Source organism: Citrobacter sp. wls714, from assembly GCF_005281025.1.
GTDB classification, from domain to species: Bacteria; Pseudomonadota; Gammaproteobacteria; order Enterobacterales; family Enterobacteriaceae; genus Citrobacter; species Citrobacter werkmanii.
Genome location: NZ_SZWZ01000063.1, coordinates 66,203 through 86,989, shown reverse-complemented (window position 1 = coordinate 86,989; position 20,787 = coordinate 66,203). Strand labels below are relative to the sequence as shown.

Here is a 20,787-nt window from a genome sequence, read left to right as displayed (position 1 = left end):
CCATGGCAGGGAGTGGCATTCACAGCTAAAAAGGTCAACGTTCATGTCCCCCATTGAAAAATCCAGCAAATTAGAAAACGTCTGTTATGACATTCGCGGCCCGGTTCTGAAGGAAGCAAAGCGCCTGGAAGAAGAAGGCAATAAAGTTCTGAAACTGAACATCGGCAACCCGGCGCCATTCGGGTTTGAAGCGCCAGATGAAATTCTGGTTGATGTGATCCGCAATTTGCCAACAGCGCAAGGATATTGCGACTCAAAAGGTCTCTATTCAGCCCGTAAAGCGATCATGCAGCATTATCAGGCCCGCGGGATGCGCGATGTGACCGTGGAAGATATCTATATCGGCAATGGCGTTTCCGAATTGATTGTGCAGGCTATGCAGGCATTGCTGAACAGTGGGGACGAAATGCTCGTTCCGGCACCTGATTACCCGCTGTGGACGGCGGCGGTATCGCTCTCCGGCGGTAATGCCGTGCACTACCTGTGTGACGAATCATCAGACTGGTACCCGGACCTGGACGACATTCGCGCCAAAATTACCCCACGCACGCGTGGGATTGTCATCATTAACCCCAACAACCCAACCGGCGCTGTTTACTCCAAAGAGCTGCTGATGGAGATTGTTGAAATTGCTCGCCAGAACAATCTAATCATTTTTGCGGACGAGATTTACGACAAAATTCTCTACGATGACGCTGAACACCACTCGATCGCCGCAATGGCGCCGGACCTGCTGACTATTACCTTCAACGGCCTGTCAAAAACCTATCGCGTTGCCGGTTTCCGTCAGGGCTGGATGGTGCTGAACGGGCCGAAGAAACATGCCAAGGGGTACATCGAAGGTCTTGAGATGCTGGCCTCTATGCGCTTATGTGCTAACGTTCCGGCGCAACATGCGATTCAGACCGCGCTGGGCGGATACCAGAGCATCAGTGAATTTATCATGCCTGGCGGGCGCCTGTATGAACAACGCAACCGCGCCTGGGAGTTACTCAATGATATTCCCGGCGTCTCCTGCGTGAAACCACGCGGCGCGCTGTATATGTTCCCGAAAATCGACGCTAAACGCTTCAACATTCATGACGACCAGAAAATGGTGCTCGACTTCCTGTTGCAGGAAAAAGTGCTGCTGGTTCAGGGGACGGCGTTCAACTGGCCGTGGCCGGATCATTTCCGCATCGTCACGCTCCCGCGCATTGACGATATCGAAATGTCGCTGAGTAAATTTGAGCGCTTCCTGTCAGGGTATCACCAGCTGTAATAAAACACGGGCTGTTGGATCAGTATGACGAGTATTTGCATCTGACAGCCTTCTCTGCGCACAATGACTCTTAGGTTGCCATCATATAAGGGTCGTTATGAAGCAGAGCCATTTTTTTGCCCACCTCTCCCGTCTGAAGCTCATTAACCGCTGGCCGCTGATGCGCAACGTGCGCACCGAAAATGTGTCCGAGCATAGTTTGCAAGTTGCCATGGTCGCTCATGCGCTGGCCGCGATCAAAAACCGTAAATTTGGTGGTCAGCTTAATGCAGAGCGCATTGCCCTGTTGGCAATGTACCATGACGCTTCAGAGGTGCTGACCGGTGACCTCCCTACCCCGGTAAAATACTTCAACTCACAAATAGCCCAGGAATATAAAGCGATAGAGAAAATTGCCCAGCAAAAGCTGGTCGATATGGTGCCCGACGAGCTGCGCGATATTTTTGCTCCGCTGATTGATGAACATGCTTACAGCGAAGAAGAGAAATCTATCGTCAAACAAGCCGATGCGCTGTGCGCCTATCTGAAGTGTCTGGAGGAACTTTCGGCGGGCAATAATGAGTTCCTATTGGCGAAAACGCGGCTGGAAAAAACGCTGGAGTCGCGGCGCAGCGAAGAGATGGACTATTTTATGGAGGTGTTTGTCCCGAGCTTTCACCTCTCATTAGATGAGATCAGCCAGGATTCACCGCTTTAAACGATTTTGCCGGATGGCGACGTCAACGTCTTATCCGGCACATAAAAATCAAAACGGGAACAGCATCGGGATCATCACCACGCACACCGCCATCACGATCACCGTAAACGGCACGCCAATTTTCACGAAATCGCTAAAGCTATAGTTACCCGGTCCCAGCACCAGCGTGTTTACCGGCGAAGAGACCGGTGTCATAAAGGCTGCGGATGCCGCCATTGCAATCACCATCGCAAAAGGATACGGCGAAACCCCCATCGACTTTGCCGCCGCCAGGGCGATTGGCGCCATGAGTACCGCCGTTGCAGTGTTAGAGATAAATAACCCAATGCTCGCGCACAGGACGAACAGGCAGCCCAGCATCATGTACGGGCCATACCCGCCGCCGACGTCCATCAGTCCTTTTACCACCAGATCGACACCGCCAGTTTTTTGTAGTGCCAATGCGAAGGGCATCATCCCGACGATCAAAATAATGCTTGGCCAGTGAATCGCTTTATAGGCGCTTTCGGCATCGATACAGCGGAATTTCCCCATCAGCAGGCAGGCGATAATTGCGGCAACCGTATTAGGAATTTCATCGGTGAGCATCAGGGCGACCATCAGCACCAGGCAGAAAATGGCATGCGGCGCCTGGCTGTGCGCCGGGGAAGCTTCACTGACCTCAGCTGGCATGTTCAACACCACGAAGTCGCGCCCTTTTTGTCCCAGCAGTGTGATGAGCTTCCAGTTACCCACCACCAGAATGATATCCCCCATCAGCAACGGTTCATCCACCACCGCGCCTGCCAGCGCCGTACCATCGCGTTTCAGGCCGACCACATTCAGACCGTAACGCGTACGAAAGGCTATCTCCCGTACCGTTTTGCCAATCAGTTCCGATTCTGGGATCAGTGAGATCTCGGCCATGCCCACATCCAACGCCTGCTCGGAGAAGTATTCCCCGCGCAGCACCATCGGCTCCAGCAGTTGCTCACTGCAAAATTCTCGCAGATCGACATCCGCTGCAGACATATCAATCAGCAGCACGTCACGGGCGCGAAACTCAGAAACCCCGTTAACGTCAACAATCACGCGACGAAAGCGCCGCCAGCGCTCCACGCCAATCACGTTTGCTCCGTAACGCTCACGCAGTTTCAGGTCGTCCAGACGCTGGCCAATCATCGGTGAACCAGGGCGAATAGCCAGACGGCGGGCACGCCCTGTAAGGCGATACTCTTTGATTAAATCGCGAAAAGTCCGGCGTTTCCAACCGTCTCCTGGCTGCCCGGAGTCTTCGCCCTTCAGCATAAAGCGCATCAGCAGCATATAAATTATGCCAAGCACCAGAACCACCAGCCCCAGCGGAGTGACGCTAAAAAAGCTGAAACCGTTAAGTCCTTCGCGTAGCAACTCACTGTTGACGACCAGGTTTGGCGGTGTCGCCACCAGCGTCATCATGCCGCTTATCAATCCGGCAAAGCTCAGCGGCATCATCAGACGTGAGGGAGAAATTTGCATGCGCATGGAAACGCTTAAGACAACCGGTATAAAGATAGCAACCACGCCGGTCGAACTCATAAACGCACCGAGCCCGGCCACGGTTATCATCAGCAACACCAGCATTTTGACTTCACTGCTGCCGGCGACCTTCACCAGCCAGGCCCCCATCACCGTCGCCACCCCGGTACGCACCAGACCGTCGCCGATAATAAATAAAGCCGCGATCAAAATAACGTTAGGATCGCTGAACCCGGAAAAAGCTTCTGTGATGCTCAATGTTCCACTCAGAACAAAGGCAATAATGACCAGCAAAGCGATCGCGTCCATACGCACTCTGCCAGTTGCAAACAAGACGACGGCAATCGCCAGCAATGAGAGAACCCATATCAATTCACCGTTCACAACATATCCTTGTTAAATGAGATGGATGGACCGATTCTGCCATAAAAAAGCCCCAACAATCTGGGGCTAAATCATGATCAGGTATTTCTTACAACGACCACATTTCCGTTGGGCTGTTTGGTCACAGAAATCTGTTCCAGACTGGTCAGCGAAAAATCGACCTCATCCAGACGCGGCGTGTCCGCTGGCGCATTTACCGCTATTACATGGCACCCTGCAGCCAGTCCCGAGAGCACCCCTGCGGGCGCATCCTCGACTACCGCGCATTCCTGTGGCGCCAGGCCCAGTAACTGAGCGCCTAACAGATAGGCGTCAGGCTCTGGTTTACCTCTTTTTACCCGTTCGGCAGTGACAAACACCTCAGGAGCAGGAAGTCCTGCGACACGATGGCGCGCCCGTGCGACCGGCATTGATCCTGAAGTCACAATCGCCCATGGAATGCCCGCTTTGTTGAGATGGTTGAGCAAGTCAACCGCCCCTGGCAGCGCGGTGATCCCCGCGGTTTCCGTCGCTTCGATCTGCTCCAGGCGGGTGAACTCCGCAGCGATCTCCGCCTCGGACTTGCCCACCATAAAGTGTCGCAGGGAGGTAATGGCCTGCTTACCATGAATAAAGCCGAGCACCTCGGCGTGATCGAGGCCAAAACGATCGGCCCAGTTGCACCACGCGCGTTCTACTGCGGGTAAGGAATCGACCAGCGTTCCATCCAGATCAAACAGAAAACCTTTGCACTGCACGCTCGCCCCCTCAGGCATTAATGATTTGGTTAATTTCATTCGCGCTCAGGTGATACTGGCGCGGGCAAGAGTGCCAGATATTCAGCATACGCTGATATTTTTCCCACATCGGGGTCTGGGCGTTGAAACCATGCGTACCCGCATCGAAGTGGGTATAACGCCCTTCCACATTGACCATAAAACGAACGTACCCGAGGAAACGGGCTTCCGTTGCGGCGTCAAAACCGAGGAAGGTCACGCGGCGCTCATCAATAGACTGCGCGTCTTTTAGATTGGTCCAGGAGACATGTAATGCGTGATACATCTCCATAATATCGATAATCGTACGACAGGTTTCTTCCGTCAGCTCACCAAACTCACGATCCAACTCACGCATCTGCAAGCCGTAACCGCGTTCAATAATCGTCTGCAAACGACGATAACGCTCGGCGTTAGTGGGATCGAGCATAGTCATCATTTTGTACTGGTTAGACAAAATCAGACGTTGAGCGTTGGTCATTTCCATTTGGGACTCCTGTATCACTGCTACTACGATGAAAAAAAGAAGGCATCTTGTGCCTTCTTTTATATGCGTAATCAGGGGTCAATTACAAATCATCGAGGAAAGTTTTATCCAGTTGTTTGAAGGCGCGCTTAAGCGTGTCAGCCAGCGCCTGATAATCAGGCTTTCCTTCTACCGGAGCGAGCGCCTGTCCGGCCTCTTGCAATTTACCCCGAACTTCGTAGAACCAGTTGAGTATTGAAGGCGGCAGCGGTGTGACGGAACGCTTACCCAGCCACCACATGCCCTGCATCGGCAGGCTGAGTGCAAACAGCGCTGTCGCCACGGCCGGTCCCAACTGCCCGCCTAAAGCAATTTGCCAGCATAAGGTGAAAACAGCGATGGGCGGCATAAAACGGATTGCGTAACGCGTCATGCGGATCACGCGGTTCTCAACAAACACGGGCGCGAGGCGCTTTTCCATCGGCCACGTCTTCGCATAGTGCTGCCCCCGGCGAAACAAACTAAAAAAATTGACGGAACGATTATCCGGTGTCGACATGGCGGTTACCTCAACTTCACATATAAAAATTAAAAAATTTGTGCAAAACAACAACTACAAGGGACATCGTTCAAAACATTTTGTCTTTGATACCCACATTCAGGTATCCTGTGCCGGCCTGTAAGGCCTTTAGTCCAAAATCATTGAGTCGTCAAATTGGCATACAGTATGCCACTGGCTGAAAAATACGCAAAATGACATAGACTCAAAGGTATTTATTCCATCGTGCCCAAAAAGACTCTGGCGCATGATGTTAATCATAAACGTCGGTGTCATCATGCGCTACGCTCTATGACTCTCTGACGTTTTTTTAGCCACGTATCATAAATAGGTACTTCCATGTCGAGTAAGTTAGTACTGGTTCTGAACTGCGGTAGCTCCTCACTGAAATTTGCCATCATCGATGCAGTAAACGGTGAAGAATACCTCTCTGGTTTAGCCGAATGTTTCCATCTCCCAGAAGCACGCATCAAGTGGAAAATGGACGGCGGTAAACAAGAAGCGGCTTTAGGTGCAGGCGCCGCTCACAGTGAAGCGCTGAACTTTATCGTTAACACTATTCTGGCACAAAAACCAGAATTGTCTGCGCAATTGACCGCTATCGGTCACCGTATCGTACACGGCGGCGAGAAGTATACCAGCTCTGTGGTTATCGATGATTCTGTTATCCAGGGCATCAAAGATTCTGCCTCTTTCGCACCGCTGCATAACCCTGCTCACCTGATCGGTATCGCAGAAGCGCTGAAATCCTTCCCAAGCCTGAAAGACAAAAACGTGGCTGTATTCGACACCGCGTTCCATCAGACTATGCCGGAAGAGTCTTACCTCTATGCTCTGCCGTACAGCCTGTACAAAGAACACGGCGTTCGTCGTTACGGCGCGCACGGTACCAGCCACTTCTTTGTTACTCAGGAAGCGGCAAAAATGCTGAACAAACCGGTTGATGAACTGAACATCATCACTTGCCACCTGGGCAACGGCGGTTCTGTATCTGCTATCCGTAACGGTAAATGTGTTGATACCTCCATGGGTCTGACCCCACTGGAAGGTCTGGTGATGGGTACGCGTTCCGGTGACATCGACCCGGCGATCATCTTCCACCTGCACGACACCCTGGGCATGAGCGTTGACCAGATCAACAAAATGCTGACCAAAGAGTCCGGCCTGCTGGGTCTGACCGAAGTCACCAGCGACTGCCGTTATGTTGAAGATAACTACGCAACCAAAGAAGACGCTAAACGTGCAATGGACGTTTACTGCCACCGTCTGGCGAAGTACATCGGTTCTTACACTGCGCTGATGGATGGTCGTCTGGATGCGGTTGTCTTCACCGGTGGTATCGGTGAAAACGCAGCGATGGTTCGTGAACTGTCTCTGGGCAAACTGGGCGTTCTGGGCTTTGAAGTTGACCACGAACGTAACCTGGCCGCACGTTTCGGCAAATCTGGTTTCATCAACAAAGAAGGTACCCGTCCTGCGGTGGTTATCCCAACCAACGAAGAACTGGTTATCGCGCAAGACGCGAGCCGTCTGACTGCCTGATTTCACACCGCCAGCCTAGCTGGCGGTGCTGTTTTGTAACCCGCCTGAAATGGGCGGTAACGAAAGAGGATAAACCGTGTCCCGTATTATTATGCTGATCCCTACCGGAACCAGCGTCGGCCTGACCAGCGTCAGCCTCGGCGTGATCCGCGCTATGGAACGCAAAGGCGTTCGTCTGAGCGTCTTTAAGCCAATCGCTCAGCCTCGTGCCGGTGGCGATGCGCCAGACCAGACTACTACTATCGTTCGTGCGAACTCTAACCTGCCAGCTGCTGAGCCGCTGAAGATGAGCCACGTTGAATCTCTGCTGTCCAGCAATCAGAAAGATGTGCTGATGGAAGAGATCATCGCGAATTACCACGCGAACACCAAAGATGCTGAAGTCGTACTGGTTGAAGGCCTGGTCCCAACCCGTAAACATCAGTTCGCGCAGTCTCTGAACTACGAAATCGCGAAAACGCTGAATGCGGAAATCGTCTTCGTGATGTCTCAGGGCACCGATACTCCGGAACAGCTGAACGAGCGTATTGAACTGACTCGCAGCAGCTTCGGCGGCGCGAAAAACACCAACATCACTGGCGTCATCGTTAACAAACTGAACGCGCCGGTTGATGACCAGGGCCGTACTCGCCCGGATCTGTCCGAGATTTTCGACGACTCTTCCAAAGCGCAGGTGATCAAAGTTGATCCGGCTAAACTGCAAGAATCCAGCCCGCTGCCGGTTCTGGGCGCGGTGCCATGGAGCTTCGATCTGATCGCTACCCGTGCAATCGATATGGCGCGTCACCTGAACGCTACCATCGTTAACGAAGGCGATATCAACACCCGCCGCGTGAAGTCTGTGACTTTCTGCGCACGCAGCATTCCGCACATGCTGGAGCACTTCCGCGCAGGTTCTCTGCTGGTGACTTCTGCCGACCGTCCTGACGTGCTGGTTGCAGCATGTCTGGCAGCGATGAACGGTGTAGAAATCGGTGCACTGCTGCTGACCGGCGGCTACGAAATGGACGCGCGTATTAACAAACTGTGCGAACGTGCATTCGCTACCGGCCTGCCGGTATTCATGGTGAACACCAATACCTGGCAGACCTCTCTGAGCCTGCAGAGCTTCAACCTGGAAGTTCCGGTTGACGATCACGAGCGCATCGAAAAAGTTCAGGAATACGTTGCTAACTACATCAACGCTGACTGGATTGAATCTCTGACCGCGACCTCTGAGCGCAGCCGTCGCCTGTCTCCGCCGGCGTTCCGTTATCAGCTGACCGAGCTGGCGCGTAAAGCGGGCAAACGCGTTGTTCTGCCGGAAGGCGACGAACCGCGCACCGTTAAAGCGGCTGCTATCTGTGCTGAACGCGGTATCGCTACCTGCGTTCTGTTGGGTAACCCGGACGAGATCACCCGCGTTGCGGCCTCTCAGGGCGTTGAGCTGGGCGCTGGCGTAGAAATCGTTGACCCGGATGTGGTTCGCGAAAGCTACGTTGCTCGCCTGGTTGAGCTGCGTAAGAACAAAGGCATGACCGAAACCGTTGCCCGCGAACAGCTGGAAGACAACGTGGTTCTCGGTACCCTGATGCTGGAGCAGGACGACGTTGACGGTCTGGTTTCTGGTGCCGTTCACACCACCGCAAACACCATTCGTCCGCCGCTGCAGTTGATCAAAACTGCGCCGGGTAGCTCTCTGGTGTCTTCCGTGTTCTTCATGCTGCTGCCGGAACAGGTTTACGTTTACGGTGACTGTGCGATCAACCCGGATCCAACTGCTGAACAGCTGGCAGAAATCGCCATTCAGTCCGCTGAATCCGCCATCGCCTTCGGTATCGAACCGCGCGTTGCGATGCTCTCCTACTCCACCGGTACCTCTGGTGCAGGTAGCGACGTAGAGAAAGTTCGCGAAGCGACTCGTCTGGCGCAGGAAAAACGTCCTGACCTGATGATCGACGGTCCGTTGCAGTACGACGCCGCGGTTATGGCTGACGTAGCGAAATCCAAAGCGCCGAACTCGCCGGTTGCAGGTCGCGCTACAGTGTTCATCTTCCCGGATCTGAATACCGGTAACACCACCTACAAAGCGGTACAGCGTTCTGCCGACCTGATCTCCATCGGGCCGATGCTGCAGGGTATGCGCAAGCCGGTGAACGACCTGTCCCGTGGCGCGCTGGTAGACGATATCGTCTATACCATCGCCCTGACCGCGATCCAGTCTTCCCAGCAGCAGTAATTTGCTGCAGTGTGCCGGATCTCTTATCCGGCAACACCTCTGCTTATCAAACCGGAAATAGCTGATATTTCCGGTTTTTTTATATCCGTTTTTTTCTTTTGTAAATTCTGAAATATTTGCCAGGATGCGCTGCATCAATGAATAACTATTCTTCTGTTTGCATACTTACTCTCTTTTGCATTGCAACAGGGATAGTCTTTCATGTCAGCAGTCACAGAATCACAGCCAGCCAAAAAATGGGCGATGCCCGATACGCTGGTGATTATTTTTTTCGTCGCCATTTTAACCAGCCTGGCGACATGGGTAGTTCCGGTCGGGATGTTCGACAGCCAGGAAGTGCAGTATCAGGTTGATGGGCAAACCAAAACCCGTAAAGTTGTTGACCCCCACTCTTTTCGTATTCTGACCAACGACGCGGGTGAAGAGCAGTATCACCGGGTGCAGTTTTTCACCACCGGAGATGAACGCCCCGGCCTGATGAATTTTCCGTTTGAAGGGTTAACCTCCGGCTCTAAGTTCGGCACGGCGGTTGGTATCATCATGTTTATGCTGGTGATTGGCGGCGCATTTGGCATCGTTATGCGTACCGGAACCATTGATAATGGCATTCTGGCGCTCATTCGTCATACGCGGGGTAACGAAGTTCTGTTTATCCCGGTGCTGTTTATTCTCTTCTCATTAGGCGGCGCGGTGTTTGGCATGGGCGAAGAGGCGGTTGCTTTTGCCATTATCATTGCGCCTTTGATGGTACGCTTAGGTTACGACAGTATCACCACCGTGCTGGTCACCTATATCGCTACCCAAATTGGTTTTGCCAGTTCATGGATGAACCCGTTCTGCGTGGTGGTCGCGCAGGGTATTGCAGGTGTCCCGGTGCTCTCTGGTTCCGGTCTGCGTATCGTAGTATGGGTCGTTGCGACCCTGATAGGGTTGACCTTCACCCTGGCCTACGCAGCGCGCATCAAAAAAAATCCGCTTCTCTCCCGGGTACATGAGTCCGACCGCTTCTTTCGTGAGCAGCAGGACGAGGTTGTAGAACGACGCTTCACGCTGGGCGACTGGCTGGTATTGCTGGTACTGACCGCGGTGATGATTTGGGTCGTCTGGGGCGTTATCGTCAACGCGTGGTTTATTCCTGAGATCGCCAGCCAGTTCTTCACGATGGGACTGGTGATTGGCATCATCGGTGTGGTGTTCCGTCTCAACGGTATGACGGTCAACGTCATGGCATCTTCCTTCACTGAAGGTGCGCGAATGATGATTGCTCCCGCCCTGCTGGTCGGTTTCGCCAAGGGCATATTACTGCTGGTCGGTAACGGAGAGGCGGGCGAAGCCAGCGTATTAAATACCCTGCTGCACAGTATTGCCAACGGTATCAGCGGGCTGGATAACGCTATCGCTGCATGGTTTATGCTGCTGTTCCAGGCGGTATTTAATTTCTTCGTTACGTCCGGCTCTGGCCAGGCTGCATTGACCATGCCGCTATTAGCGCCGCTGGGCGATCTGGTTGGCGTAAACCGTCAGGTCACCGTACTGGCCTTCCAGTTTGGCGACGGATTCAGCCACATTATCTATCCGACGTCGGCATCATTGATGGCAACGTTAGGCGTTTGTCGGGTGGATTTTCGTAACTGGCTGAAAGTAGGTGCCACGCTGTTAGGCCTGCTGTTTATTATGTCCAGCGTGGTGGTGATTGGTGCGCAGATAATGGGTTACCATTAAAAAATGATTGCCCGGCCTACATGATTTCTCGACGCTGTAGGCCGGATGAGCAGACGTTACTCGGCTTCTTCCTGCTTTTCGGCTTTTGCCCCTTCATTCTTGGCGTTGCGGGTCATCCACAGCGCCAGCGCTTTCAGAGAGTCCGGCGTAAATTCGTCGCAGCGTGCGGTAATTTCTTCCGGCGTAAGCCAGCAAACTTCACTGACCTCTTCTTCCTGTAACGCGAACGGTCCGTGGGACACACAGCTAAACAGCCCACCCCAGACGCGACAATTCTGGTCTTCAAAATAAAACTGACCGTGCTCGGCAAACGGCACGCCCGCAATCCCCAACTCCTCTTCCGCTTCACGGCGCGCTGAGTCCAGTAGCTGCTCGTCAGCCTGAACAACACCGCCAGCGGTGGCATCCAGCATGCCGGGCAAAAAGTCTTTTGTCTCAGTCCTACGCTGAACCAGAATTTTGCCCATACCATCGTGCACCACGATATACGTCGCACGATGGCGTAAGCGCTGCGCCCGCATTTGTTCCCGGCTGGACTGTGCGATGACTTCGTTGTCTTCGTTCACAATATCCACCCATTCCGTACTTGCCAAATGACGCTGTTCCACCATCAGGAAACCTTCTTTTTTCTGGCGCTCTTACGGCGCGTTTATGTTTGTGGGGTAAATTACGGATTAATCTCGATCTGCGCAATAACACTTTGATCATTGAGTGCCATGACGCTGAGAACATTATCATCCAGAATCCCGTAGCTTGCCGCAAAGCCTCCTTTCGGGATGCTTACCGAGCCGGGGTTAAAGTGATAGACATCCCCTTGCAACTCGGCAACTGGCAGATGCGTATGGCCATAAACCAGTACATCTCCCGCGCTGAGCGCTGGCATATTTTGCGGGCCAAAAAGATGCCCGTGCGTCAAAAAGAGTCGCTGGTTTTCTGTCAGAATTTGCTGCCACGGCGCGGTTATCGGAAAATGCAGGAGCATCTGATCCACTTCGCTGTCGCAATTGCCACGCACCGCAATAATCCGCGCTGCCAGTTCATTCAACCGCTCTGCAACCTGCGCGGGCGCATAGCCTTCCGGCAACGCATTACGCGGTCCGTGATTTAAAACATCACCCAATATCACCAGCCATTGCGCTCCGCTTGCGGTAAACAGTTCGAGTACGCGTTCCGTGGCTGGCAACGAACCATGAATGTCCGATGCGAACATCAGTTTCATCACTCACTCCTCGTTGAAAAGTACCTTGTAATGATACTGGATTACGCTTCGATGGTCAGCAGGAACGCTTCGCTGAAAGCGCGATAAAACGCTGAACGGAAGCGCGCTGCCACTGGAAGGTGGCATATTCCGCAAGCGCTTCTGGCACCTCATCGCCGTTAAGGACCAGACGATTAAGCATTAGCGCTAAATCGCAATCAGCGATACACCATTCGCCAAATAAATTTTGTTTACCGTGGCTCAGTAAACTGCTCGCAGTGGCGAACAATTTTTCTGCACTGGCTTTTCCGGCTTCGCTCAACGCCGCTTTTTTCACGCCAGCAAAAACTACATCCGTTGAACGTTCTTCACGAATAGGCATCAGATCGCTGCGGATCCACGCCTGCACCTGGCGAGCCCGCGCGCGCTTTTGCACATCGTGTGGGTAGATGCGCTCCCACTGCGGCGGGGCAAAGCTCTCTTCCAGAAACTCAGTAATTGCTGATGATTCGCTCAGCTCGAAATCGTCAATCTCCAGGACCGGCACGCGGCGCGTCAACGCATAACCTTGCCATGAAGGTTGCAAGTGTTCACCGCTGTTGAGATCAACAGTTTTCAGCGTAAAAGGTAGTCCTTTCTCTTGCAGAGCGACATAAACAGACAGCACGTAAGGGGAGAAAAAATTGGCATCTGACCACAGCGTAATTGCAGGTTTGCTCATAACGTCCTCTGAAGTGTATTGGCTTGCCTTCAAAATATAGAGTCTTTCTCTCGCTGTCACTTGATGAAAACTCACGCACGCTAACAGCCTCTATACTTGTAATGACCCGGTTCATGACAAAACGGACGCTGAAAATGATCGATCTCTATTACACGCCATCGCCAAACGGTCACAAAATCACGCTGTTTCTTGAAGAGACGCAGCTGCAATACCGTCTGATTCATGTTGATATCAACAAAGGTAGCCAGTTTCGTCCTGATTTTCTGCAGATCTCGCCGAACAATAAAATCCCGGCCATTATCGACAATGCACCGCAGGACGGCGGAAGCCCGATCAGCCTGTTTGAGTCCGGAGAAATTTTACTCTATCTGGCGGAAAAGAGCGGCAAGCTGCTGAGCGGTGAGTTACGTGAGCGCCACACCACGTTGCAATGGCTGTTCTGGCAGGTCAGCGGCCTGGGGCCCATGCTCGGTCAGAATCACCATTTCAGTCATTACGCCCCGCAGACGATCCCCTACGCCATTGAAAGATACCAGGTTGAAACTCAGCGCCTGTACAACGTGATGAATAAACGTCTGGAAACCTCCCCCTGGCTGGGGGGCGATCACTACAGCATTGCTGACATAGCCTGCTGGCCATGGATTCATGCCCACCAGCGTCAGCGTATCGACCTCGACAATTACCCGGCGGTTAATAACTGGCATGAGCGCATCCGTACGCGGCCTGCCACGGAACGCGCCATGCAGCAAGCGCAGAGTGAGAAGCGGTAACACGGTTCGATTCTCGTGTATCATGAATAGGTTCATACATGGAGGAAACCTGCAATGTCACAACCTGACGCTATTATTCGTATAAAAAACCTTCGTCTGCGCACCTTTATCGGCATCAAAGAAGAGGAGATCCTTAACCGCCAGGATATCGTCATCAACATTGCCATTCATTATCCGGCAGACAAAGCCCGTATCAGCGAAGACATCAACGACGCGCTGAATTATCGCACTATCACCAAAAGCATCATTGCGCACGTGGAGAGTAACCGCTTCTCACTATTAGAAAAATTAACTCAAGATGTGCTCGATATCGCACGCGAACATCACTGGGTCACTTATGCTGAAGTAGAGATCGATAAACTTCACGCATTGCGTTACGCCGACTCAGTATCCATGACGCTGAGCTGGCAGCGCTAAACGTAACCCGGGAGGCGACATGCAGATTCTGATTACCGGCGGTACTGGCCTGATTGGACGTCATCTGATCCCCCGCCTGTTCGAACTGGGGCATCAGGTAACCATAGTGACACGTAACCCTGATAAGGCGCGTCAGATTCTCGGCTCTCGGGTCACGTTGTGGAAGGGGCTGACAGAGCAGCAAAATCTCAATGGCATTGATGCCGTGATTAATCTTGCCGGAGAGCCTATTGCAGATAAGCGCTGGAGCGCTGAGCAAAAGGAGCGCCTGTGTCAGAGTCGCTGGGGCATCACGCAGAAACTGGTCGATTTAATCCACGCCAGCGAGACGCCGCCCGCGGTGTTAATATCCGGTTCCGCTACCGGTTACTACGGCGATCTGGGCGAAGTTGTGGTCACGGAAGAAGAGCCGCCGCATAACGAATTTACCCATAAACTGTGCGCCCGTTGGGAGCAAATTGCCAGCACAGCGCAAAGTGACAAAACCCGCGTGTGTATGTTGCGTACCGGCGTGGTACTGGCCTCTGCTGGCGGGATTCTGGGAAAAATGGTCCCGCCGTTTCGTCTTGGCTTAGGCGGCCCGATCGGTAACGGACGCCAGTATCTGGCCTGGATTCATATTGATGATATGGTCAACGGCATTATCTGGCTGCTGGATAACGATCTGCGTGGCCCCTTCAATATGGTTTCGCCATATCCGGTACACAATGAGCAGTTTGCCCACGCGCTGGGCCATGCCTTAAACCGCCCGGCCATTCTGCGCGTTCCCGCTGGCGTAATACGTCTACTGATGGGCGAGTCTTCCGTGCTGGTTCTCGGCGGACAGCGGGCGTTACCCAAACGTCTGGAAGCGTCCGGTTTCGCGTTTCGCTGGTACGATTTAGAAGAGGCGCTAGCGGATGTTATCCGATAGTTGCTAAGCGCTATTCACATTCGCCGTTGCGATGGTAAGGTTATAGATCTGACTTCCGCAATGGCGACGTTATGGCAAAAATATCGACTCCCCGTCTTACCCTCTCTTTGTTTCAATTTTCTGACTGGTCATTTTTCCAGAGATTACGTGAAAGCCCTGAAGTCATGCGCTATATGGGCGACATCGCCCCAGCGAAGGATACGCGTCTGTTATTCGCCAGACGCCTTGCCGCACAGCACACATTTGTTATTCGCGAGCATAACAACCCGACGCCGCTCGGCGATATTGGTCTGCAAATCAGTCATCTTTATCCGCAGGAGGCCGACCTCGGTTACGCCATCATGCCACATGCGCAGGGGAAAGGTATTGCCAGCGAAGCCGTGCGCGCGGTGTGCCAGTATGCCTTTGAACATGCTGGCGTCACGGCGATAAATGCTTACGTGCTGGCAGAGAATAAGGGTTCGATACGTGTTCTGGAAAAGACAGGCTTTGTACGAACGCAGGTGCTGGAAAAAGCGTATCAGATTAATGGGATCGCGCACGACGACTGGGTTTATCGCCTGGAGTGCGATGCGTTAAAGCGGTAGGCCCGGAAAGCATGGCACCTCCGGGCAACTGAATTACTTCAGCGATCCTTTGAGGAACTGCTGCAAGCGTGGGCTTTGCGGGTTGCCGAATACCTGCTCCGGGTCGCCCTCTTCTTCGATTTTCCCCTGATGCAGAAAAATCACGTGCGTGGAGACATTTCGGGCAAACCCCATTTCATGGGTCACGACCACCATGGTTTTCCCCTCTTCGGCCAGTTGCTGCATAATGCGTAGTACCTCGCCGACCAGCTCTGGGTCAAGCGCCGAGGTGGGTTCATCAAACAGCAACACCTCCGGTTCCATCGCCAGCGCACGCGCAATAGAAACGCGCTGCTGCTGACCACCAGACAAATGCACCGGATATTTGCCCTGCGCTCGCTCATCAATACCCACTTTAGCCAGATACTTCACCGCGCGTGCGCGGGCTTCCTGCTTGCTCAGTCCCAGTACCTGAATCGGCGCTTCCATGACGTTTTCCAGCACCGTCATGTGGCTCCACAGATTAAAGTGCTGAAAGACCATGGTTAGTCTTGTGCGCAGCAAACGCAGCTGATTTTTGTCCGCAACCTTGAGCTGGCCATCTTTGTCACGCACCAGACCAATGTTCTGCCCACTGACGACAATGGAACCAGCACTCGGTTTTTCAAGAAAGTTAATGCAGCGCAGAAAGGTACTTTTACCGGAACCTGACGAGCCGATAATACTGATAACATCACCCGCATTAGCCTGCAGAGATACCCCTTTCAGCACTTCATGTTCGCCGTAGTGCTTATGTAAATCGATAACGTTTAATTTATTCTCAGACATCGTGTTACTCGAATTATTTAGAGGATACATGCTGCAACCAGCGTTTTTCCGCTTTACGGAACAGACTGATCAGGACATACGAAATAATCAAATACAGCACCGCGGCAATACCGAAAGCGGTAAACGGTTGATACGTTGCCGAGTTGATATCGCGGGCGATTTTCAACAAATCAGGCACCGTGGCGGTAAACGCCAGCGCCGTGGAATGCAGCATTAAAATCACTTCATTGCTGTATGCCGGCAACGCAATACGCAGCGCGGAAGGCAAAATTATGCAGCGATACAGTTTGAATGACGAGAAACCGTAAGCGCGCGCGGCTTCAATCTCACCGTGCGGCACGGAACGAATCGCCCCGGCGAAAATCTCCGTGGTATAGGCGCAGGTATTCAGCGTCAGCGCCAGTACGGTGCAATTCAACCCGCTGCGGAAAAACGCGTTGAGGAAGTCCGTTCCTTTGACTATCTCCAGCGTATACATCCCGGAATAAAACACCAGTAGCTGTACATACAGCGGTGTCCCACGAAAAATATAGGTGAATAACCAGATGGGAAACTGAATAAATTTATTACTGGAAACGCGACCAATCGCCAAAAACAGCGCCAGTATCCCGCCCATCACCACCGACGAAATCAGAAGCCACAGGGTGATAGCCACGCCAGTAAAGCGGTATCCGTCGGTCCACAGCAGGGACTTCCAGTATTCCTGAATAATCTCAATCACAGGTCAGCCCTCTTCACACCCACGGAGTAGCGGCGCTCAAGGTACAGCAGCACACCATTAGAAACTGTGGTAAACACCAGATAGATGACCCCGCACACGACGGCAAAATAGAACGGCTCCCAGGTACTTTTCCCGGCAAGCTGAGTCGCTTTCACCACATCTTCCAGACCGAGCAGCGATACCAACGCAGTGGCTTTGAGAATAACCTGCCAGTTATTACCAATTCCCGGTAAGGCATAGCGCATCATTGCCGGGAACATAATGCGGCGAAAAATTTGTGAACTGGTAAAGCCGAATGCCGTCGCGGCTTCAATATGGCCTTTGGGCACAGCCATAAACGCGCCGCGGAACGTTTCCGTAAAGTAGGCCCCGTAGATAAATCCGAGCGTGATTATCCCCGCTACCATCGGATCGATATCAATCTGGCTGACCCCCATTGCATCGGTAATGGTATTCAGCGCGATTTGTAATCCATAGAAGATGAGCAACATTAAGACCAGATCGGGCACGCCGCGGATAAGCGTGGTGTACGCTTCGAAAATAAGCCCCAACGCCCGGCTTTGCGACAGTTTTGCTGCCGCGCCGACAAGACCTATCAGAACCGCCAGCACCACTGAGCTGAGAGCCAGCTCAAGCGTAACAATTGCGCCCTGTAAAATAACACCTGAAAAGCCATACAACATGCTGCCTGTCCTGTCGTGTGTGGTGGAGTAATAAGCCTCTTTTGATTTCAGACTTACCGTTAAATGCCGGATGGCGGCTTTGCCTTATCCGGCCTACAAATCAACGTAGGCCGGATGAGCGCAGCGCCATCAGGCATAAATTTAACGCGTCAAAAATCTACGGGCTTTATCAGCACCTGCGGTGATTAACCGCCGTAAACATCAAAATCGAAGTACTTTTTAGCCAGCTTCTCGTAAGTGCCGTCGGCGCGCATCTCAGCAAAGGCTTTATTCAGTGCTTCGCGCAGCTCGTTATCGTCTTTACGCAGTCCCATACCGGTACCCACGCCAAACAATTTCTCGTCTTTCACAGACGGGCCGCCGAATTTGTAATCTTTACCAACTGGCTGTTTCAGGAAGCCTTCGCTGGCAGCGACTTCATCCTGGAATGCGGCGTCAATACGCCCGGCTGTCAGGTCAGAATAGATGTTGTCTTGTCCCTGATAGGAGACAATTTCAATGCCTTTTGGCGCCCAGTGTTCGTTGCCGAACGTTTCCTGAGTGGTACCCTGCAGCACGCCGACACGTTTGCCTTTCAACGACTCAATGGTCGGCTGAATAGCAGAATCCTTAGCGACAACCAGACGCGAGTCGGCTGCATAAAGCTTGTCGGTAAACGCGATTTCCTGCTGACGTTTTTCAGTAATGGAAAGCGAGGACATAATCGCATCGATTTTCTTCGCTTTTAGCGAAGGGATCAGCGCATCCAGCGGGTTTTCCACGAAGGTACATTGTGTATTAATACGTTTGCATAGCTCTTTAGCCAGATCGATATCAAAACCGACTAATTCACCCTGCGCATTTTTCGATTCGAACGGCGCATAAGTAGGATCGGTGCCGATACGAATTTTTTGCGGAATGGCTGCAAATGCTGCGGTAGCACTGGAGAAAGCCAGGACCAAAGAAAGAGACAACACCAGTTTTTTCATAACTATCCTCAACAGACTGTCTTTTATAGGGGATCTTTACAGGACCAGGTGCAGTTATCGTGCCATTAATCAGGCCGACAAGGCAAAGCATTCTACCTTGTCGGCGGTATTTATTTGCATGAAAAGCGCTTAAGTATGCACTCATGCTTATTAAGCCAGCGATAAAGGCACCAAAACAGTGCACTGAATTTATGATGCACCGTAATGGTTACCCGCAATGGTGCAGCCAACGCCCCCACGTCGATGAATTAATCGCCGTAGACATTAAAGTTAAAATACTTACTCGCCATTTTGTCGTAGGTGCCGTCTTTGCGCAGTTCACCCAGCGCTTTATCGAAAGCCGCTTTCAGCTCCGCATCATCTTTGCGCAAGCCAATCCCGGTTCCGTCGCCAAAGTATTTTTTATCTTTAACTGAAGGACCGGCAAAAGCGTAGTCTTTACCTGCCGGTTGTTTCAGGAAACCTTCGCTGGCCGCGACTTCATCCTGCAATGCCGTATCCAGACGTCCCGCCGTCAGGTCAGAATAGATCAGGTCCTGGTTCGCGTAGGCCACCACATCCACGCCTTTGCTGCGCCAGTTATCATTGGCATAGGCTTCCTGAGTAGAGCCTTGCAGTACGCCTACGTGTTTACCTTTGAGGGAGTCCAGAGTCGGTTGAATCGGGGAACCTTTCGCGGCGATCAAACGAGAATCTGCGGCGTAAAGCTTGTCTGAGAAGGCAATCTCTTGCTGACGCTTCTCGGTGATGGAAAGCGAGGAGATGATGGCATCAATTTTTTTCGCTTTCAACGACGGGATCAGCGCATCAAAGTCGCTGGCAACCCAGGTACATTTGATCTGCATGCGCTTACACATCTCATTTCCCAGATCGATATCAAAACCGACGAAATCGCCTTTGGCATCTTTAGAGGAAAAAGGTGCATACGTGGTATCTGTACCAATACGAACTGTCTGCGGAAGTGCTGCGTAGCTGGCCGCGGTTGCGGAAAGTCCTACCAGCAAAGACAAAGCAAGAACCGTCTTCTTCATACATAACCCTCAAGTGGCGTAATTTTATTATGTTTTACGTTGTGTTGTGTGTTTGCAGACTTTTTCATGCAGGTCTTATGCCATTTTCGCGTCGTTGAGGATATTCGACGTTAAATATGTTAATAAAACGTTGCAATATTGTCCTGATTTTGAAGATAGCAGGTCTGACGGTTGAAACGCAGCGTTTCGTTGAGTTTTGACGAATTAAATGTTGAGGATATGATCGCGGTTACAAAATTGCCCTGAAACAGGGCAACGGATGTTTCTTTGCACCCTGATGGAACGGCTTACGCCCCTTGCCAGCGGGTGAAGAGGTCATGAGGAAGGGAGATATCAAACTGGTCAAGGACACGATTAACCGTTTGATTAATCAGGTCATCGAGGGTTTGCGGGCGATGATAAAACGCCGGCACCGGTGGCATAATCACCGCCCCAATTTCTGCCGCCTGCGTCATTAGCCGCAGATGCCCCAGATGCAATGGCGTTTCACGCACGCACAGCACCAGCGGGCGACGTTCTTTTAACACCACGTCTGCCGCACGGGTAAGCAGTCCATCGGTGTAGCTGTGAACGATGCCAGAAAGCGTTTTGATTGAACACGGCAGAATAACCATTCCGGCGGTCTGAAAAGAGCCAGAGGAAATACTGGCGGCGATATCGCGCGTATCGTGAGTCACATTCGCCAGCGCCTGCACGTCGCGTACAGAGAGGTCCGTTTCCAGCGCCAGCGTCTGCCGGGCAGCGGCGCTCATCACCAGATGGGTTTCCACATCAGTAACGTCACGCAAAACCTGCAGCAGGCGCACGCCGTAAATTGCGCCACTTGCGCCAGAAATACCAATGATGAGTCGTTTCATGTTTAATCGCCCT

General features: G+C 52.4%; 22 protein-coding genes. 9 read left to right on the top strand and 13 right to left on the bottom strand.

All coding sequences use genetic code 11. The annotated features are described in order from the left end of the window. Positions 1-43 precede the first annotated feature (43 nt). On the top strand, positions 44-1,261 hold the full coding sequence (gene alaA, locus FDX11_RS12840; RefSeq protein ID WP_137398021.1) for an alanine transaminase AlaA: 1,218 nt from the start codon (positions 44-46) through the stop codon (positions 1,259-1,261). A gap of 97 nt (positions 1,262-1,358) precedes the next feature. Then, entirely contained in the window at positions 1,359-1,958 is a 600-nt protein-coding gene (gene yfbR / locus FDX11_RS12835) for a 5'-deoxynucleotidase (RefSeq protein WP_042307093.1), read from the top strand. Between the two features lie 48 nt (positions 1,959-2,006). Here yfbR and FDX11_RS12830 read toward each other — a convergent pair whose 3' ends face one another. From FDX11_RS12830 to yfbV, 4 genes are all read right to left on the bottom strand, one after another. Further along, complete coding sequence (locus FDX11_RS12830) at positions 2,007-3,839, bottom strand: SLC13 family permease (protein ID WP_038642308.1); 1,833 nt, start codon at positions 3,837-3,839, stop codon at positions 2,007-2,009. Positions 3,840-3,916: 77 nt separating this feature from the next. Next, positions 3,917-4,594 (bottom strand): sugar phosphatase, encoded by a 678-nt coding sequence (locus FDX11_RS12825; RefSeq protein WP_094301032.1) that lies wholly within the window; start codon positions 4,592-4,594, stop codon positions 3,917-3,919. Then, positions 4,587-5,081 (bottom strand): YfbU family protein, encoded by a 495-nt coding sequence (locus tag FDX11_RS12820; protein ID WP_137366470.1) that lies wholly within the window; start codon positions 5,079-5,081, stop codon positions 4,587-4,589. Before FDX11_RS12820 ends, FDX11_RS12825 begins: the two co-directional genes overlap by 8 nt. 82 nt (positions 5,082-5,163) lie before the next feature. Beyond that, complete coding sequence (gene yfbV, locus FDX11_RS12815) at positions 5,164-5,619, bottom strand: terminus macrodomain insulation protein YfbV (protein WP_038642312.1); 456 nt, start codon at positions 5,617-5,619, stop codon at positions 5,164-5,166. A 339-nt stretch (positions 5,620-5,958) separates the two neighbouring features. On the opposite strand from yfbV, the gene ackA reads away from it, so the two are divergent. The 3 genes from ackA (at position 5,959) to yfcC (ending at position 11,101) form a co-directional block, all read left to right on the top strand. After that, positions 5,959-7,161: an acetate kinase gene (ackA, locus tag FDX11_RS12810; protein WP_042307090.1), complete on the top strand. Its 1,203-nt coding sequence runs from the start codon at positions 5,959-5,961 to the stop codon at positions 7,159-7,161. Positions 7,162-7,237: 76 nt separating this feature from the next. After that, positions 7,238-9,379, top strand: coding sequence for a phosphate acetyltransferase (gene pta / locus FDX11_RS12805; protein WP_042307087.1), 2,142 nt, complete (start codon positions 7,238-7,240; stop codon positions 9,377-9,379). A gap of 201 nt (positions 9,380-9,580) precedes the next feature. Beyond that, complete coding sequence (yfcC, locus tag FDX11_RS12800) at positions 9,581-11,101, top strand: putative basic amino acid antiporter YfcC (RefSeq protein ID WP_042307085.1); 1,521 nt, start codon at positions 9,581-9,583, stop codon at positions 11,099-11,101. Positions 11,102-11,157: 56 nt separating this feature from the next. Here the strand turns inward: yfcC and yfcD are convergent, their stop codons facing one another. The 3 genes from yfcD to yfcF are packed head-to-tail and all read right to left on the bottom strand — an operon-like array spanning position 11,158 to position 13,020. Beyond that, positions 11,158-11,712, bottom strand: coding sequence for an NUDIX hydrolase YfcD (gene yfcD, locus FDX11_RS12795; RefSeq protein ID WP_042307083.1), 555 nt, complete (start codon positions 11,710-11,712; stop codon positions 11,158-11,160). A gap of 56 nt (positions 11,713-11,768) precedes the next feature. Beyond that, a complete protein-coding gene (gene yfcE, locus FDX11_RS12790) occupies positions 11,769-12,320 on the bottom strand; it encodes a phosphodiesterase (RefSeq protein ID WP_042307082.1) in 552 nt (183 codons plus the stop codon). A 55-nt stretch (positions 12,321-12,375) separates the two neighbouring features. Beyond that, on the bottom strand, positions 12,376-13,020 hold the full coding sequence (yfcF, locus tag FDX11_RS12785) for a glutathione transferase (RefSeq protein ID WP_061382116.1): 645 nt from the start codon (positions 13,018-13,020) through the stop codon (positions 12,376-12,378). Positions 13,021-13,154: 134 nt separating this feature from the next. On the opposite strand from yfcF, the gene yfcG reads away from it, so the two are divergent. The 4 genes from yfcG to FDX11_RS12765 all read left to right on the top strand — a co-directional run bounded on the left by yfcG (position 13,155) and on the right by FDX11_RS12765 (position 15,707). Next, positions 13,155-13,790 (top strand): GSH-dependent disulfide bond oxidoreductase, encoded by a 636-nt coding sequence (gene yfcG, locus FDX11_RS12780; RefSeq protein ID WP_042307078.1) that lies wholly within the window; start codon positions 13,155-13,157, stop codon positions 13,788-13,790. A gap of 54 nt (positions 13,791-13,844) precedes the next feature. Further along, a complete protein-coding gene (folX, locus tag FDX11_RS12775; protein WP_038642324.1) occupies positions 13,845-14,207 on the top strand; it encodes a dihydroneopterin triphosphate 2'-epimerase in 363 nt (120 codons plus the stop codon). A gap of 19 nt (positions 14,208-14,226) precedes the next feature. Next, on the top strand, positions 14,227-15,120 hold the full coding sequence (locus FDX11_RS12770) for a TIGR01777 family oxidoreductase (protein ID WP_137398020.1): 894 nt from the start codon (positions 14,227-14,229) through the stop codon (positions 15,118-15,120). A 71-nt stretch (positions 15,121-15,191) separates the two neighbouring features. Further along, the gene (locus FDX11_RS12765) at positions 15,192-15,707 is read left to right on the top strand and encodes a GNAT family N-acetyltransferase (protein WP_137398019.1); all 516 of its coding nucleotides are present in this window, start codon (positions 15,192-15,194) and stop codon (positions 15,705-15,707) included. A gap of 33 nt (positions 15,708-15,740) precedes the next feature. Here FDX11_RS12765 and hisP read toward each other — a convergent pair whose 3' ends face one another. From hisP to FDX11_RS12735, 6 genes are all read right to left on the bottom strand, one after another. Then, positions 15,741-16,514 carry a histidine ABC transporter ATP-binding protein HisP gene (gene hisP, locus FDX11_RS12760; protein ID WP_038642330.1) on the bottom strand — a complete coding sequence of 258 codons (774 nt, stop codon included), beginning with the start codon at positions 16,512-16,514 and terminating at the stop codon, positions 15,741-15,743. A gap of 13 nt (positions 16,515-16,527) precedes the next feature. After that, the gene (gene hisM, locus FDX11_RS12755) at positions 16,528-17,235 is read right to left on the bottom strand and encodes a histidine ABC transporter permease HisM (protein ID WP_006683637.1); all 708 of its coding nucleotides are present in this window, start codon (positions 17,233-17,235) and stop codon (positions 16,528-16,530) included. Then, positions 17,232-17,918, bottom strand: a complete 687-nt coding sequence (locus tag FDX11_RS12750) for a histidine ABC transporter permease HisQ (RefSeq protein ID WP_038642334.1) — start codon at positions 17,916-17,918, stop codon at positions 17,232-17,234. The genes hisM and FDX11_RS12750 overlap by 4 nt, the downstream gene beginning before the upstream one ends. Positions 17,919-18,103: 185 nt before the next feature. Continuing rightward, positions 18,104-18,886, bottom strand: a complete 783-nt coding sequence (hisJ, locus tag FDX11_RS12745) for a histidine ABC transporter substrate-binding protein HisJ (RefSeq protein ID WP_003028120.1) — start codon at positions 18,884-18,886, stop codon at positions 18,104-18,106. A 248-nt stretch (positions 18,887-19,134) separates the two neighbouring features. Beyond that, positions 19,135-19,917, bottom strand: a complete 783-nt coding sequence (gene argT / locus FDX11_RS12740; protein WP_137398018.1) for a lysine/arginine/ornithine ABC transporter substrate-binding protein ArgT — start codon at positions 19,915-19,917, stop codon at positions 19,135-19,137. A gap of 287 nt (positions 19,918-20,204) precedes the next feature. Next, on the bottom strand, positions 20,205-20,774 hold the full coding sequence (locus FDX11_RS12735; protein ID WP_137398017.1) for a UbiX family flavin prenyltransferase: 570 nt from the start codon (positions 20,772-20,774) through the stop codon (positions 20,205-20,207). Positions 20,775-20,787: the final 13 nt, after the last annotated feature.

What these genes read in the sequence shown, in the direction of transcription:
- hisJ (WP_003028120.1), bottom strand. Translation starts at nt 18,886, where the DNA reads ATGAAAAAACTGGTGTTGTCTCTTTCTTTGGTCCTGGCTTTCTCCAGT.
- argT (WP_137398018.1), bottom strand. Translation starts at nt 19,917, where the DNA reads ATGAAGAAGACGGTTCTTGCTTTGTCTTTGCTGGTAGGACTTTCCGCA.
- yfbV (WP_038642312.1), bottom strand. Translation starts at nt 5,619, where the DNA reads ATGTCGACACCGGATAATCGTTCCGTCAATTTTTTTAGTTTGTTTCGC.
- yfcE (WP_042307082.1), bottom strand. Translation starts at nt 12,320, where the DNA reads ATGAAACTGATGTTCGCATCGGACATTCATGGTTCGTTGCCAGCCACG.
- FDX11_RS12735 (WP_137398017.1), bottom strand. Translation starts at nt 20,774, where the DNA reads ATGAAACGACTCATCATTGGTATTTCTGGCGCAAGTGGCGCAATTTAC.
- FDX11_RS12765 (WP_137398019.1), top strand. Translation starts at nt 15,192, where the DNA reads ATGGCAAAAATATCGACTCCCCGTCTTACCCTCTCTTTGTTTCAATTT.
- FDX11_RS12820 (WP_137366470.1), bottom strand. Translation starts at nt 5,081, where the DNA reads ATGGAAATGACCAACGCTCAACGTCTGATTTTGTCTAACCAGTACAAA.
- yfcF (WP_061382116.1), bottom strand. Translation starts at nt 13,020, where the DNA reads ATGAGCAAACCTGCAATTACGCTGTGGTCAGATGCCAATTTTTTCTCC.
- FDX11_RS12750 (WP_038642334.1), bottom strand. Translation starts at nt 17,918, where the DNA reads ATGTTGTATGGCTTTTCAGGTGTTATTTTACAGGGCGCAATTGTTACG.
- yfcC (WP_042307085.1), top strand. Translation starts at nt 9,581, where the DNA reads ATGTCAGCAGTCACAGAATCACAGCCAGCCAAAAAATGGGCGATGCCC.
- ackA (WP_042307090.1), top strand. Translation starts at nt 5,959, where the DNA reads ATGTCGAGTAAGTTAGTACTGGTTCTGAACTGCGGTAGCTCCTCACTG.
- yfcG (WP_042307078.1), top strand. Translation starts at nt 13,155, where the DNA reads ATGATCGATCTCTATTACACGCCATCGCCAAACGGTCACAAAATCACG.
- folX (WP_038642324.1), top strand. Translation starts at nt 13,845, where the DNA reads ATGTCACAACCTGACGCTATTATTCGTATAAAAAACCTTCGTCTGCGC.
- yfcD (WP_042307083.1), bottom strand. Translation starts at nt 11,712, where the DNA reads ATGGTGGAACAGCGTCATTTGGCAAGTACGGAATGGGTGGATATTGTG.
- alaA (WP_137398021.1), top strand. Translation starts at nt 44, where the DNA reads ATGTCCCCCATTGAAAAATCCAGCAAATTAGAAAACGTCTGTTATGAC.
- yfbR (WP_042307093.1), top strand. Translation starts at nt 1,359, where the DNA reads ATGAAGCAGAGCCATTTTTTTGCCCACCTCTCCCGTCTGAAGCTCATT.
- FDX11_RS12770 (WP_137398020.1), top strand. Translation starts at nt 14,227, where the DNA reads ATGCAGATTCTGATTACCGGCGGTACTGGCCTGATTGGACGTCATCTG.
- hisP (WP_038642330.1), bottom strand. Translation starts at nt 16,514, where the DNA reads ATGTCTGAGAATAAATTAAACGTTATCGATTTACATAAGCACTACGGC.
- FDX11_RS12825 (WP_094301032.1), bottom strand. Translation starts at nt 4,594, where the DNA reads ATGCCTGAGGGGGCGAGCGTGCAGTGCAAAGGTTTTCTGTTTGATCTG.